Below are 14,585 nucleotides of genomic sequence, written 5' to 3'. Positions count from 1 at the left end.
AATCAAAGAGATAGCTGCAGTTTCTGACCGGTTGACGAGGCAGTTTCATAAAACATACCAAAACGGCCACAAAACACTGTGGCCGTTTGTTTTTATAAGTAAAAGCTTAAATAAAAATCATCCGCGCGGAATCTTCGGAACCGCACTTTTTGATTTTTTCACCGGCTTTTCATCGTCCGATGTCGCAGCAACCTTTTCCTTAGGCTTCGCCATCGGCTTTTTCGCTTTGGCAGCAGGCTTCTTCGGTGTGACAACTTCCTTAACTGGCTTTGCCGCACGGTCTGCCACTGTTTCCAGCTTCAGCACCTCGTTGCCCTGCTCATCCGACGTCACATCCAATTTGACCGTGCCGCCGTTTTTAAGCTTGCCAAACAACACCTCATCCGCCAGCGGCTTCTTGACATATTCCTGAATAACACGCCCCAGCGGACGCGCGCCCATCCGTTCATCATAGCCTTTATCGGCAAGCCAACGGACAGCCGCATCACTCAGTTCAATTGTTACGCCACGTTCAGCCAGTTGTGCTTCCAATTGCAGCACAAACTTCTGCACCACCTGATGAATAACAACAGAAGGGAGCGGGCCAAACGGAATGATCGCATCCAAACGGTTGCGGAATTCCGGCGTGAAGAGACGGTTGATTGCCTCCAGATCATCGCCTTCACGACGGCCGGAGCCAAAGCCGATTGCCGCTTTTGCCATATCAGCCGCACCGGCATTGGTGGTCATGATCAAGATCACATTACGGAAATCGATCTTCTTACCATTATGGTCGGTCAGTGTGCCGTGATCCATCACCTGCAACAAAATGTTGAAGAGATCAGGATGGGCTTTTTCAATTTCATCAAGCAGCAGCACGCAATGCGGATGCTGATCAACGCCATCGGTGAGCAAACCGCCCTGATCAAAACCAACATAGCCCGGAGGCGCACCAATCAGACGTGAAACCGTATGGCGCTCCATATATTCGGACATATCAAAGCGCAGCAGTTCGACACCCAATGAGGCCGCCAGCTGGCGTGCAACTTCTGTCTTCCCAACCCCTGTCGGGCCAGAGAAGAGATAAGAGCCGATTGGCTTATCCGGCTCACGCAAACCAGCACGCGCCAGCTTAATCGCAGCCGACAGCGCATCAATGGCCAGATCCTGCCCATAGACAATGCGTTTAAGCTCGGCTTGCAAATTGGCAAGCACGGCCTGATCGTCTTTCGAGACAGTTTTGGGCGGAATGCGAGCCATGGTCGCAATTGTTGCCTCAATCTCGCTCAAGCCGATTGTTTTCTTACGCTTATCCTGCGGCAACAGCATCTGGCTGGCACCGGTTTCATCAATCACGTCAATCGCTTTATCCGGCAATTTACGATCCGAAATATAGCGCGCGGAAAGTTCGACCGCCGATTTGATCGCCTCATCCGTATATTTCACTTTATGGAAATCTTCGAAATAAGGACGCAGACCATTCATGATTTCAATCGCATCAGGAATGGTTGGCTCAACCACATCGATTTTCTGAAAACGACGCACAAGTGCACGGTCTTTTTCAAAAAACTGGCGGAACTCTTTATAGGTCGTTGAACCCATGCAACGGATAGCACCGGAAGAAAGGGCCGGCTTCAACAGGTTGGAGGCATCCATTGCACCGCCTGATGTTGCTCCTGCCCCGATAACCGTGTGAATTTCGTCGATAAACAGGATCGCACCCGGATAGTCTTCGAGCTCCTTAACAACCTGTTTCAGACGCTCTTCGAAATCACCACGATAACGGGTGCCGGCCAGCAGGCTGCCCATATCGAGCGAAAAGATCGTCGCATCAAGCAGCACTTCCGGCACATCGCCATCAACAATACGCTTGGCCAAGCCTTCGGCAATCGCTGTTTTACCAACGCCCGGATCACCGACATAGAGCGGATTATTCTTTGAACGACGGCAGAGCACTTGTATCGTGCGGTCAATCTCGCTTTGACGGCCGATCAGGCGGTCAATACGGCCAGATTTTGCTTTTTCATTCAAGTTAACGCAATAAGCGGTCAGTGCATCCGGCTTTTTCTTTTGCGCTTCATCCGCTTCGCTATGATTGGCTGAATTATCTTCAGAGCTTGCCTCTACACCACGCGGAATGCGCACTTCACTGCTTTCCGGCGCTTTAGAAATGCCGTGCGAGATGAAATTCACCGCATCATAGCGGGTCATTTGCTGCTCTTGCAGAAAATAAGCTGCATGGCTTTCGCGTTCGGCAAAGATTGCCACCAAAACATTGGCGCCAGTCACTTCCTCACGATTGGAGGACTGCACATGAATAACCGCGCGCTGAATAACGCGCTGGAAGGCGGCTGTCGGCTTTGAATCTTCATCATAGCCGGTAACCAGATTATCCAACTCGCGGTCGATATAATCTGTGACAACACGTTTTAAATGTTCAAGGTCAACACTGCATGCGCGCATAACGGCGCCTGCGTCCTGATCGTCAATCAACGCCAGCAGTAAATGCTCCAGCGTTGCATATTCGTGGTGCCGTTCGTTGGCAATGGTCAGGGCCTGATGCAGTGCCCTCTCAAGACTGGTAGAAAACGATGGCATATGACCTCACTTTTTCTCCATCACGCATTGCAGCGGATGCTGGTTTTGGCGAGAGAATTCCATGACCTGATTAACTTTAGTCTCAGCAACCTCATAAGTATAAACGCCACACTCGCCCACACCATGATTATGAACATGCAACATGATGCGGGTGGCATCATCAATCGACTTCTGGAAAAAACGCTGCAATACATGCACAACGAATTCCATCGGCGTATAATCATCATTCAAAATAAGAACGCGGTAAAGGTTAGGCTTTTTTATGACTGTTTTGGTGCGTGTAATAACAGCTGTTCCATGACCGGTACCGCCATGGTCGTCCTCTTCATGATTTTGCATTACGATATTAATAGAGTTCATTTTGTCGAAAACCACTTAAAGCTCCAGCTGCATCTGATGATACATATGTAGAGAATTTTTTAAAGATTTTAAGCCCTCTGACAGAAGTTACAACCGCCAAGATTATAAAACCGTCATCAATTTTGTCAGGCCACATTCATGCACAGATAAATGCAAAATCAGCATGCCCGTCTTCAACGAACATGCTGATTTAAATTTTCACAGCGACTGATCTTATTTGATTAAACCGGCTTAATACCAGCCAACCGCCACTTGCGCTTCTTCAGACATACGATCCGGTGTCCATGGCGGATCAAAGGTCATGGTCACTTCGACATGCGAAACGCCCTCAACCGTGCCAACCGCATTTTCCACCCAGCCCGGCATTTCGCCAGCCACCGGACAGCCCGGCGCGGTCAGTGTCATTTCGATTTTGACCGTATAATCATCTTCGATATCGATCTTGTAGATCAGGCCGAGCTCATAAATATCAGCCGGAATTTCCGGATCATAAACGGTTTTGACGGCCGCAATAATATCATCGGTCAGACGAAGCAGCACATCTTCAGGAATGGCTGAAGATGTATGGAAAGGAGAGCTTTTTTCCGCCTCATCCTGCGGCTTGTTATCGGTCTCTTGTGTCATCATTCTTATCCGAAAAATTTCTTGGCTTTTTCAAGCGCTTCAGCAAGCACGTCAATTTCAGCAAATGTATTATACATCGCAAAGGATGCACGGCATGTAGAGGTAACACCGAAACGCTTCAAGAGCGGCTGCGCACAATGGGTGCCCGCACGCACGGCAACGCCCGCACGATCAATCACCATCGACACATCATGAGCATGAATATCGCCTAGCATGAAGGAAATAATCGCACCCTTATCAGGCGCCTGCCCGATAATCCGCAAACCTTCAATCTGCTGCAAACGCTCTTGCGCATAATCACGCAATCTTTCTTCATGGCTCCAGATCGCATGGCGGCCGATGCCTTCCATATATTCGAGTGCTGCACCCAAACCAATGGCCTGAACAATCGGCGGTGTACCGGCCTCAAAGCGATGTGGCGGATGATTATAGGTCACATTTTCCAATGTAACATCTTCAATCATTTCACCGCCGCCCTGAAACGGTCGCATCTTTTCCAATATTTCTTTACGGCCATAAAGAACACCGATACCAGACGGGCCGTAAACCTTATGACCGGTGAACACATACCAGTCGCAACCCAGATCCTGCATGTCCACATGCATGTGAACAGCACTTTGGCTGCCATCCACCAACACCGGAATGCCGCGTTCATGTGCAATACGCACAATCTCTTTCATCGGTGTGACAGTGCCCAAGGCATTGGACATATGGGTAATGGCTACCAGTTTGGTTTTGTCGGTCAGCGTTTTTTCAAATTCTTCAATATGAAAAACACCCTGATCATCTACCGGCGCAAATACCAGTTTTGCACCCTGACGCTCACGAATAAAATGCCATGGCACAATATTGGAGTGATGCTCCATAATCGAAAGAACGATTTCATCGCCCTCGCCGATATGCGGCATCCCATAACCATAAGCGACCGTATTGATCGCTTCAGTGGCATTTTTAGTAAAAACAATCTCGTCGGTTGAATTGGCATTGAGAAAACGGCGCACCGTTTCGCGTGCCTTTTCATAAGCATCGGTTGTGGCATTAGAAAGGAAATGCAAGCCCCGATGCACATTGGCATATTCGTGGGAATAGGCTTCTGTGACCGCATCAATCACGCTTTTAGGCTTTTGCGCGGAAGCACCATTGTCCAGATAAACAAGCGGTTTTCCGTGCACTTGCCGTGACAAAATCGGAAAATCAGCACGAATAGCTTCAACATCATAAGCCGATGCAGGCGTCATAATTTTGTTCATGATTATTCCTTTTGCCTACGGCAATCATACCCGGGCAGACAGAGCCGCCCGGGCTTGATTAATCAGGCATGTGCCACAAGCCAATCGGAAAGGATTGTTTCCAATGCTTCCACCAATGGCTCATTTTCCAGCTCTTCGATGATTTCAGCAATAAATGCCTTAACCAGCAAACCGCGTGCAGCTGCTTCCGGAATGCCGCGTGCCATCAGATAGAAGAGATGGTCATTGTGGATTTCTGTAACGGTCGCACCATGGCCACAAGCAACGTCATCAGCAAAGATTTCCAGCTCCGGCTTGGCATCAAACTCAGCACCATCAGAGAGCAACAATGTGTTGCAAGCCATACGGGCATCAGTTTTCTGTGCAATCTGGGCAACTTTAATCATGCCCTGAAACACACCACGCGCTTCGCCGGTCACCACGTTACGCACGATTTCAACCGACCGGGTGTTTTCCACCAGATGGCCGACAGTCATGGTGACGTCCGTGTGGCTCTTATCGCTGAGCAGGTTCAAGGTGCGCATTTCAAAGTCGGAATCTTCGCCGATAACATCGACATGAATTTCCTGACGCACCAGATGACCGCCCGCATTGACAATATAAAGTGTCAGCTTGGCATTGGCACCCAATGTTGCATTGAACTGCGAAAGCTGTGTGGATTCTTCGTCAAATTCACGAACAATCACCCAGATAATATCCGCACCATCATCAACAGTTACATGGCTGACTGATGAAGACAGCGTTTCTGCTGTACCACCAATCTGGCGCTCAATGATCGTGGCTTTGGTGTTTTTGCCGAATTTCGCCGGAAAACGCACATGGCTCTGGCCACCAAGCTGCACATTCTGCAACTCAAGCGGTGCTTCAAGCTCGGTATCGTCAGCCATTGTCAGCGCCCAGCCATCAGACACATAAGCCGCATTGATCTGGCCTACAGTATCATCAAAGCCTTTGGTCTGCATGGTTTCAGCAACCGAACCATCCTGCAACAGATCGCGCACAGCGGTCACAGTCACATTGCTCACCTGTTTGGCAGCCTGCGCAACGCCGTTGATAACAGCAAACTGACTTGAACCGGCAACTAAAACAGGACGCGTTTTGGCATCTGAACTACTCACAAACGGTGCAGTACTCTTAAACAGAGTACGCAAATCCGTATAGTGCCAGCTTTCGATGCGGCGCGATGGCAAGCCATTGGTCTTCAGTTCTTCCAGTGCATTATCACGCGCAGCCAGAACTTCCGGTGTGCCGGCAAGCACGCCAAGGCGCTCGCCAAACATATCAATCAGGGCACTTTCAGCAGGCGTTTTCGGCCTGGTGGTCTGAATATTCATAACCTGCGCCCCCTTCAAGCAACTTCGCCGATGGTGTCAGCGTAACCGTTGTCTTCCAGATATTTTGCCAGATCTTTTTCGCCTGATTTAATAATCTGGCCTTTGTAGAGAACGTGAACTGAATCCGGCACGATATAGTCAAGCAAACGCTGATAGTGGGTGATAACAATCACAGCACGATCAGGCGAACGCAGCGCATTCACGCCATCAGAAACGATCTTCAGCGCATCAATATCAAGGCCTGAATCCGTTTCATCAAGAACGCAAAGACCCGGCTGCAACAATTTCATTTGCAAGATTTCAGCGCGCTTCTTTTCACCGCCCGAAAAACCAACATTGAGCGGACGCTTGAGCATGTCCATGTCAATGCTGAGGGTAGCAGCAGCTTCTTTAACCAGCTTGATGAATTCCGGAATTTTCAGCTCAGGCTCACCGCGTGCTTTACGCTGTGAGTTCATGGCAACTTTCAGGAATTCCATAGTGGCAACGCCTGGGATTTCCATCGGATACTGGAATGCCAGGAAGATACCGGCGGCAGCACGTTCTGCAGGATCCATTTCGAGAATGGATTCACCGTTCAAGAGAATATCGCCTGATGTGACTTCATAATCAGGACGGCCTGCCAGAATGTAAGACAAGGTGGACTTACCGGAACCGTTTGGCCCCATGATCGCAGCAACTTCACCGTTTTTAACGGTCAGGTTCAAACCGCGGATAATTTCTGTATCTGTGCCAGCGATATTGGCGTGCAGGTTTTTGATCTCAATCATACTATTAAACCTTATAATCGTGCTGGTACTCTGCCAGCTGAAACTTCAGCGTGGTAAACCACGCAAAGATTAGCCCCGTATCGGGTAAAAGCTTCGTCGTTTAACCGACGCTGCCTTCAAGCGAGATACCAATCAACTTCTGTGCCTCAACGGCAAATTCCATCGGCAGTTCCTGAATAACTTCTTTAACGAAGCCGTTGACGATCAGAGCAATCGCCTCTTCTTCCGGAATACCGCGCTGCATCACATAAAACAGCTGATCATCGGAAATCTTCGATGTCGTTGCTTCATGTTCAAACTGAGCTGTGGAATTTTTCGCCTCGATGTAAGGCACGGTATGAGCACCGCAATCATTACCGATCAGCAAACTGTCACACTGGGTGAAGTTACGGGCATTTTCCGCCTTACGATGGGCAGAAACCTGACCACGATAGGTATTGCTGGAATTACCGGCAGAAATACCCTTCGAAATGATGCGGCTGGAAGTGTTTTTGCCAAGATGTATCATCTTGGTACCGCTATCGATCTGCTGATAACCATTGGAAACAGCAATCGAATAGAACTCACCACGGGAATTATCGCCGCGCAAAATGCAGGACGGATATTTCCATGTTACAGCTGAACCGGTTTCCACCTGTGTCCACGAAATTTTCGAGTTCTTACCGCGGCAATCACCACGCTTGGTCACGAAGTTATAAATACCGCCCTTGCCGTCCTTATCGCCTGGATACCAGTTCTGAACGGTGGAGTATTTAATTTCAGCGTCGTCAAGCGCTACCAGCTCAACAACAGCTGCGTGCAGCTGGTTTTCGTCACGCTGCGGTGCGGTGCAACCTTCCAGATAGGAAACATAGCCGCCTTCTTCCACAACGATCAGCGTGCGTTCAAACTGACCGGTATCTTTTTCGTTGATACGGAAATAGGTCGACAATTCCATCGGGCAGCGTACGCCCTTCGGCACGTAAACAAACGAACCGTCGGTGAAAACAGCCGAGTTCAATGTGGCGTAGTAATTGTCTGAAACCGGCACAACGCTGGCCAGATATTTCTTCACCAATTCAGGATGTTCGCGGATTGCTTCGGAAATGGAACAGAAGATTACACCGGCCTTCGCCAGTTCTTCTTTAAAGGTGGTGACCACTGAAACAGAATCAAACACCGCATCCACAGCCACACGGCCGGAAGCATAGATATTGTCTGACGGATTTTCATCCATCGGGCTTGGTTCACCCATTTTGCGCACACCAGCCAGCAATTCCTGCTCACGCAAAGGAATACCAAGTTTTTCATAGGTGCGCAAAAGTTCCGGATCAACTTCATCCAATGACTTCGGGCCAGTCTGATCTTTTGGCGCTGCGTAATAACGGATATCCTGAAAATCAATTTTCGGATAATCCACACGCGCCCAATCAGGCTCTTCCATGGTCAGCCAACGTTCATAAGCCTTCAGACGCCATTCCAGCATCCATTCCGGCTCATCTTTCTTGGCGGAAATGAAACGGATAATATCTTCGTTCAGGCCTTTAGGCGCTTTATCCATCTGGATAATGGTCTCAAAGCCGTATTTATACTGGTCCACATCAAGATTGCGGACCTGATCGATCGTTTCCTGCACGGCAGGCATCGGCGTTCTCCATCCTCGTCAGGTTCAAGGCCCGACAGTTGCAAACGTCAAAGACAGTCATTTCTTACCGTCTTTATATAGTGCGCGACTGGCGCTTTTGTAACCTGTATCGCCTGATATCTAAAATACCCGGCTTTACCTGAATTAAACCGGATCAAATCCGGTTATTACTGACAACAAAAGCGCGTTTACGCACTGATGTTGTTTTTCTCATTCACACGTTGCTGTCTACTAACAATTTCGTGTAAAACCTGCATGAACTTGTCGATGTCGGCGCTCTCTGTATCAGGTGATAATGATACTCTGATAGCACCGGTTCCGTGTTCATAACCCATCGCCACAATCACATGGCTCGGGCCAACTTTGCCGGACGAACAGGCAGAGCCTGCCGATACGGCAATGCCGCCTAAATCAAAGGCGATCTGTACTGTTTCCGCTTTCATATTTTCCAGCGAAAAGAATGACGTGTTTGGCAGACGTTCAACATCTGCGCCATAAATCAGCGTAGAAGGTGCAACTTCCAGAATGCGGCGTTCCATGTCGTCGCGCAAAGCAGAAGACCAGCCACCATTTAAAATACGCTGATGTGCCTGATGCGCAGCCGCACCAAAACCGGCAATCAATTGCAGTGCTTCTGTTCCGGCGCGATGGCCTTTTTCCTGACCGCCGCCACGAATGAGCGCTTTCGGCATCAACAAATCAGAAACGGCAACAATCGCCCCCACCCCTTTTGCCCCACCGATTTTGTGCGAGGAAAGGATGAAGTAATCACCGCAATTATTTGTAATATCTAGCGGAATTCGTCCCGCAGCCTGTACGCAATCCACCACCAGAATGCCGCCGGCACTTTTAACAATGCCCGCTACTTCTGCAATCGGCTGAATCACACCGGTTTCATTATTGGCATATTGCACAGCCACAAGCGGCAAACCTTCAGCGCTATCATGCGCTGACAAATTTTCGCGTAAAGATTCCAGATCCAGCAGGCCAGTTTTATGAACCGGCAATGTCACGATATTTTCAGGCGCAAACTGCCCGCCCGCCAACATACAAGGATGTTCGGTCGCGCTGACATAAAGCTTCGACATACGCACCGGTGCACGTCCCATCATATAGGCCGGGCTTAAAAGCATCGATGCGGCTTCGGTGGCACCTGAGGTAAAGAAAACGTGATCGGCGCGTGCATTGGTGAGTGCTGCCACCTGACGACGTGCCGTTTCCATCATAGCCTTGGTGGCGCGCCCCTCACCATGAACCGAAGAAGGATTTCCGGTCACATCGAGTGCTGCAATGATTATATCGCGCGCTTCACTCAAAAGCGGAGCGCTGGCATTATAATCAAGATAGAGCCTTTTCTTGCTCCCGCCCACAGGCTATTCTCCTAATTCTGCATCATTTAGGCGCTCAAAGCGCAATTTTCTTGAAATTTCAACCAAGAAAAGCCTATGAAGCCTATATAGAACAATGAAACGGTTCAGTTTTGAAACGTTCTAAAGTGGTTTTAGGTGTCATTCATCCTTGCGTCAAGGAAAACTATACCTAAATCCTCCGATATTGCGGTTAACAGCGGAGTATATATGCCTGAAGTCATTTTCAACGGACCTGCAGGTCGTCTCGAAGGTCGTTATCAGCCTTCTTCTGAAAAAAATGCGCCTATTGCTATCATTCTGCATCCGCATCCCCAATTTGGCGGAACGATGAACAACAAGATCGTTTACGATCTGTTTTACATGTTCCAGCAGCGCAATTTCACCACTTTGCGCTTCAACTTCCGTGGAATCGGCAGAAGTCAGGGTGAGTTTGACCATGGTCCGGGTGAACTGTCCGATGCAGCCAGCGCGCTGGACTGGGTACAATCACTGCACCCTGATTCCAAAAACTGCTGGGTAGCCGGTTATTCTTTCGGTTCATGGATCGGCATGCAACTTCTGATGCGCCGCCCGGAAATCGAAGGTTTTATCTCGGTCGCTCCACAGCCGAATATTTATGATTTTGCGTTCTTGGCGCCTTGCCCGTCATCAGGCCTCATCATTCATGGTGAGAATGACAAGGTCTCGCAGCCAAAAGATGTGCAGGTGCTGGTTGACAAGCTCAAAACCCAAAAAGGCATCACCATCACGCAAAAAACCATGGAAGGTGCCAACCACTTCTTCACCGGCCACGGTGATGAACTGATTGCAGAATGTTCCGAATATCTCGACCGTCGCCTTGCAGGTGAACTGGTTGAACCACGTATGAAGCGTCTGCGTTAATCGCTTTTGCTTTCAAACGTAAGAAATCCGGCACTCACCTGCCGGATTTTTTTAAATCTGAAATTCTGCTAGGTTGGCAGGACCAGCCATCAAGCCCGTCAAAACCATCACGACCTTGAGAGACTTGTCAGCCATGCTTCGTTTTCTCGCAGCCCTTTCCGATATTTATCGCGTTGCCACAATGAGCGGCGCTGATTACGCTCGCAGACGCGGTGTCAAAGTTGGCAAAAACTGCGATATTCATACATTTAAATGGGGCTCAGAACCGTTTCTCATCGAAATCGGCGACAATGTCGTGATCTCTTATAATGTGCTGATGGTCACGCATGATGAATCAACGGCTTTGGTCAGAGACGAAAACGGCCGCCGCTACCATATTGCGCCGATCACTATCGGCAATAATGTTTTCATCGGTGCAGGTGCCATTATTCTGCCTGGCGTCACCGTTGGCAATAATGTCGTGATTGGTGCCGGAAGTGTGGTGACCAAAAGCATTGGTGATAATGTCGTGGTTGCTGGCAATCCGGCAAAGTTTATGCAGACATTTGACAGTTTCCATCAAAAAACACTGTCAAAATCATCTGCTCAAGATTTTCCCAAGTCTGACAGCCACCAAAATTGGGCGCTGAAAATTGCCGATCGCACACCGCGACGCATTATCAGCACAGACCAATCATAATTCCGGCTGAATACTGTTTAAAATCAAACGCTCTGTGCTTTCAGCGGCAATCTTTATCAATCCATCTGCCTAATTGATATTTAGCCGCAGGAGCTTTCTTTTTGTTTTCAAAATTTTATGTTAAGGGCAGAGCATAAACAATGAGTAAGTATTCTATACTTCGCAAAAAATAGTCAGGAAAAGGGTATGTCCGGCTTCAAGTCCGATTTTCTTCGCACGCTCTCTGAGCGCGGTTTTATTCATCAGGTCTCCGACGAAAGCGGCCTTGATGAGTTATTCACCAAGGAAATCGTCACGGGTTATATCGGCTTTGACCCAACCGCATCCAGTCTGCATGCGGGCGGCCTTATTCAGATCATGATGCTGCATTGGATGCAGAAAACCGGCCATCGCCCTGTGGCGCTGATGGGTGGTGGTACAGGCATGATCGGTGATCCGTCTTTTAAAGACGAAGCACGTAAGCTGATGACCGAAGAAACCATTGCTGAAAATATTGCAGGCATCAAAAAAGTATTCGCCAATTATCTGACCTTTGGTGATGGCCCGACCGATGCTCTGATGGTCAACAATGCTGACTGGCTGCGCGGTCTCAATTATCTTGAATTCCTGCGCGATGTCGGCCGCCATTTCTCCGTCAACCGTATGCTGTCATTTGATTCTGTCAAACAGCGCCTTGACCGCGAGCAATCACTGTCATTCCTCGAGTTCAACTACATGATCTTGCAGGCTTATGACTATGTCGAGCTCAATAAGCGTTATGGTATGCGCCTGCAAATGGGCGGTTCTGATCAATGGGGCAATATCATCAACGGTATCGACCTTGGTCACCGTATGGATACGCCACAGCTTTACGCACTCACCTCGCCGCTTTTGACCACCTCGTCAGGTGCCAAAATGGGTAAATCGCTCTCCGGTGCGGTTTGGCTCAATGCGGATATGCTGAGTGCCTATGATTTCTGGCAATATTGGCGTAATACCGAAGATGCGGATGTCGAGCGTTTCTTAAAACTCTACACCACGCTGCCTTTGGATGAAATTGCCAAACTTGCAGAACTCGGCGGCTCGGAAATCAACGAAGCCAAGAAGATTTTTGCAACCGAAGTAACTGCAATGCTGCACGGCCGTGAAGCGGCTGAAGAAGCGGCAGAAACCGCTCGCAAAACCTTTGAAGATGGTGGAATTTCCGACAATCTGCCAACTGTCGGCGTTCATCGTGCAACATTGCATGAAGGCATCGGCCTGCTTGCGATGATGTCGCTGGCCGGTCTCGTCAACACCAATGGTGAAGGTCGCCGCCATGTTGAAGGTGGTGCTGTGCGCCTTAATGACGTTGTCATCAGTGATCCGCGTATGATGGTCAATGCCGAACATCTGAACGATCAGGGCGTTATCAAGCTCTCGCTTGGCCGTAAAAAACATATTCTGATCCGCCCGGCGTAAAGCTACACGGACCAAGATACAAAAAAGGCGGCTCTTTATGAGCCGCCTTTTTTATAGGAAACTCAAAAAAACTTAATCAATAACAGCTGCCGCAACAAAGCTGGTCAGAGCAGCAATCACTGAAAGTGCGACAGAGCCAACTTTAGCAGTGAGTGAAGCCACCTCGCCTGAATTTTTGCGGCTGGTACTGTTGAGATAAAACAGAGCGCATCCAATGATCACAATTGAAAAAACAATTGCTGAAACCCACTGAGCAAGTTCTGACATAAGAGGTGTTCACTTCTGTTGCTGGTCGAAAATGGCCAATTATTATCACATATGTGTGACACTACTATAAATTTACCTAATATATAATCACCAAAATCAATGATTGCACGATAAAGCAACAAAAAAGGCCGGGGCGAAACGCACCGACCTTCCTCAAGTCATTTTGCCAGTGCCAGTACATCCGTGGTCAAAGGCTTCAAATGACGATGACATCTGCGAGCGGCTGACGCGTCCAGCGCTCTTAAAGTTACAAACTCTAAAGCAATGTCTGGAGAGAGATATAGCAGCGCAATATGTCTTAAATAAGACAATAAATTTACAAGTAACCAAACACCAAATTAGATCAACTGGCCTTAATCATTTCGATCATTTTCACTCACGCTGTCGCACAATTACCAAGCAGCGCCACCCGCATCCATATTTGTTGCAATTGTTGGCCGGATAAAAAAATGCTTTAAAATCAATGTCTTAATCAAAAGGTGTACCAGTGAAAACAATTACCTATACATTTTCAACTATTGCAATCTTAGCCATGGCGCCTTCTTTAGCGCTCGCCTGCACGACACAAAGAACACCGCATTTTGAGAACGATGAGGTCAAAGTATGGACATCCCATATTTGTCCAAAGGAAGAACTCCCTTTTCATGCGCATCAAAACCCACGCGTTTTAATATCGGAGTCAGATGGCGAAATAGACGTACAATATAAAGATGGTAGAAAATCAAAAATTATCTTGAAGAAAAATATTCCGCTCTATGTCGATGCGAAACAAGGCGCGATGTCACACAATGATTTAAATATCGGAAAAGAACCAATGGATGTCACCGTCATTGAGCTTAAAATCGCGCCCAATAACCGGTAAAATCGATACGTCACTTGAATAACTATTTATGGGGCAGTCACTGTATCTGCCCCATAACCACTACATATTCTGGGAGTCATGAGGCAGGAGTAACCAGCCACAATTCGCGTATAAAGGGGGCGTTTACGACCCGCTTGCCTCTTTCTTTTTCTTCTTATCTTGATCGTAATGCCACTTGATGGCGAAGAACATGCAAACACCAAGCACGACAAGTTTGAAAATCACGAAGATTATTGGAACCCAATCCATTTTTGAGTCTTTCCACGCTACACTCTAACAGAGGCTGCATTAGCACACCCTTGTAAGAGAAAAAATGCAAAAGACGCGCACAATCAAGTGATATCGCTAATTTAGCGCATAAGAATACACATAGCTTCAACATCTCATCAGAACGAGCATGACTAACAGATCATCATCAGTATTGACGTGAGCCCCGCAAACTCCTCCAGATTTTGGTAGAGTTCAATCCTTGGTAGGAGATGGACAATGAAACGCTCACGGTTTTCAGACGAACAGATAATCGGGATGATTAAAGAGCAGGAAGCT

Annotated in this window: 13 protein-coding genes; 4 read left to right on the top strand and 9 right to left on the bottom strand. The window is 48.2% G+C overall.

Annotation, left to right across the window (positions count from 1 at the left end; translation table 11 throughout):
• Positions 1-117: 117 nt before the first annotated feature.
• The 8 genes from clpA to ABDZ76_RS16080 form a co-directional block, all read right to left on the bottom strand.
• Positions 118-2,577 (bottom strand): ATP-dependent Clp protease ATP-binding subunit ClpA, encoded by a 2,460-nt coding sequence (gene clpA, locus ABDZ76_RS16115; RefSeq protein WP_343807857.1) that lies wholly within the window; start codon positions 2,575-2,577, stop codon positions 118-120.
• A gap of 6 nt (positions 2,578-2,583) precedes the next feature.
• Positions 2,584-2,916, bottom strand: coding sequence for an ATP-dependent Clp protease adapter ClpS (gene clpS, locus ABDZ76_RS16110; protein ID WP_343807935.1), 333 nt, complete (start codon positions 2,914-2,916; stop codon positions 2,584-2,586).
• A gap of 252 nt (positions 2,917-3,168) precedes the next feature.
• Positions 3,169-3,561 (bottom strand): SUF system Fe-S cluster assembly protein, encoded by a 393-nt coding sequence (locus ABDZ76_RS16105; protein ID WP_184223158.1) that lies wholly within the window; start codon positions 3,559-3,561, stop codon positions 3,169-3,171.
• A 5-nt stretch (positions 3,562-3,566) separates the two neighbouring features.
• Entirely contained in the window at positions 3,567-4,811 is a 1,245-nt protein-coding gene (locus ABDZ76_RS16100) for a cysteine desulfurase (RefSeq protein WP_343807854.1), read from the bottom strand.
• 62 nt (positions 4,812-4,873) lie between these two features.
• Positions 4,874-6,145: a Fe-S cluster assembly protein SufD gene (sufD, locus tag ABDZ76_RS16095; RefSeq protein WP_343807851.1), complete on the bottom strand. Its 1,272-nt coding sequence runs from the start codon at positions 6,143-6,145 to the stop codon at positions 4,874-4,876.
• 14 nt (positions 6,146-6,159) lie between these two features.
• Positions 6,160-6,915 (bottom strand): Fe-S cluster assembly ATPase SufC, encoded by a 756-nt coding sequence (gene sufC / locus ABDZ76_RS16090; protein WP_184223164.1) that lies wholly within the window; start codon positions 6,913-6,915, stop codon positions 6,160-6,162.
• 100 nt (positions 6,916-7,015) lie between these two features.
• Complete coding sequence (gene sufB / locus ABDZ76_RS16085; RefSeq protein ID WP_343807846.1) at positions 7,016-8,539, bottom strand: Fe-S cluster assembly protein SufB; 1,524 nt, start codon at positions 8,537-8,539, stop codon at positions 7,016-7,018.
• Positions 8,540-8,727: 188 nt separating this feature from the next.
• Entirely contained in the window at positions 8,728-9,909 is a 1,182-nt protein-coding gene (locus ABDZ76_RS16080; protein ID WP_343807843.1) for a cysteine desulfurase family protein, read from the bottom strand.
• 207 nt (positions 9,910-10,116) lie between these two features.
• Here ABDZ76_RS16080 and ABDZ76_RS16075 point away from each other — a divergent pair, with 207 nt between their 5' ends.
• The 3 genes from ABDZ76_RS16075 (at position 10,117) to tyrS (ending at position 12,910) form a co-directional block, all read left to right on the top strand.
• A complete protein-coding gene (locus tag ABDZ76_RS16075; protein ID WP_184223170.1) occupies positions 10,117-10,791 on the top strand; it encodes an alpha/beta hydrolase in 675 nt (224 codons plus the stop codon).
• Between the two features lie 133 nt (positions 10,792-10,924).
• Positions 10,925-11,470: an acyltransferase gene (locus ABDZ76_RS16070; RefSeq protein WP_343807838.1), complete on the top strand. Its 546-nt coding sequence runs from the start codon at positions 10,925-10,927 to the stop codon at positions 11,468-11,470.
• Between the two features lie 186 nt (positions 11,471-11,656).
• Positions 11,657-12,910 carry a tyrosine--tRNA ligase gene (tyrS, locus tag ABDZ76_RS16065; RefSeq protein ID WP_343807835.1) on the top strand — a complete coding sequence of 418 codons (1,254 nt, stop codon included), beginning with the start codon at positions 11,657-11,659 and terminating at the stop codon, positions 12,908-12,910.
• 72 nt (positions 12,911-12,982) lie between these two features.
• Here tyrS and ABDZ76_RS16060 read toward each other — a convergent pair whose 3' ends face one another.
• Complete coding sequence (locus tag ABDZ76_RS16060; RefSeq protein ID WP_343807832.1) at positions 12,983-13,177, bottom strand: hypothetical protein; 195 nt, start codon at positions 13,175-13,177, stop codon at positions 12,983-12,985.
• Positions 13,178-13,664: 487 nt separating this feature from the next.
• Here ABDZ76_RS16060 and ABDZ76_RS16055 point away from each other — a divergent pair, with 487 nt between their 5' ends.
• Entirely contained in the window at positions 13,665-14,039 is a 375-nt protein-coding gene (locus ABDZ76_RS16055) for a hypothetical protein (protein ID WP_343807829.1), read from the top strand.
• The last annotated feature ends 546 nt before the right edge of the window (positions 14,040-14,585 follow it).

The sequence above is a fragment of the Paenochrobactrum glaciei genome, assembly GCF_039522165.1.
Classification (GTDB): domain Bacteria; phylum Pseudomonadota; class Alphaproteobacteria; order Rhizobiales; family Rhizobiaceae; genus Paenochrobactrum; species Paenochrobactrum glaciei.
Note: the sequence above shows the minus strand (reverse complement) of the source record. Positions and strands in the feature narration are given on the sequence as shown.

Excerpts from the sequence above, each read along its gene's own strand:
- clpA (WP_343807857.1), bottom strand. The coding sequence starts at position 2,577 with ATGCCATCGTTTTCTACCAGTCTTGAGAGGGCACTGCATCAGGCCCTG.
- clpS (WP_343807935.1), bottom strand. The coding sequence starts at position 2,916 with ATGCAAAATCATGAAGAGGACGACCATGGCGGTACCGGTCATGGAACA.
- ABDZ76_RS16105 (WP_184223158.1), bottom strand. The coding sequence starts at position 3,561 with ATGACACAAGAGACCGATAACAAGCCGCAGGATGAGGCGGAAAAAAGC.
- ABDZ76_RS16100 (WP_343807854.1), bottom strand. The coding sequence starts at position 4,811 with ATGAACAAAATTATGACGCCTGCATCGGCTTATGATGTTGAAGCTATT.
- sufD (WP_343807851.1), bottom strand. The coding sequence starts at position 6,145 with ATGAATATTCAGACCACCAGGCCGAAAACGCCTGCTGAAAGTGCCCTG.
- sufC (WP_184223164.1), bottom strand. The coding sequence starts at position 6,915 with ATGATTGAGATCAAAAACCTGCACGCCAATATCGCTGGCACAGATACA.
- sufB (WP_343807846.1), bottom strand. The coding sequence starts at position 8,539 with ATGCCTGCCGTGCAGGAAACGATCGATCAGGTCCGCAATCTTGATGTG.
- ABDZ76_RS16075 (WP_184223170.1), top strand. The coding sequence starts at position 10,117 with ATGCCTGAAGTCATTTTCAACGGACCTGCAGGTCGTCTCGAAGGTCGT.
- ABDZ76_RS16070 (WP_343807838.1), top strand. The coding sequence starts at position 10,925 with ATGCTTCGTTTTCTCGCAGCCCTTTCCGATATTTATCGCGTTGCCACA.
- tyrS (WP_343807835.1), top strand. The coding sequence starts at position 11,657 with ATGTCCGGCTTCAAGTCCGATTTTCTTCGCACGCTCTCTGAGCGCGGT.
- ABDZ76_RS16060 (WP_343807832.1), bottom strand. The coding sequence starts at position 13,177 with ATGTCAGAACTTGCTCAGTGGGTTTCAGCAATTGTTTTTTCAATTGTG.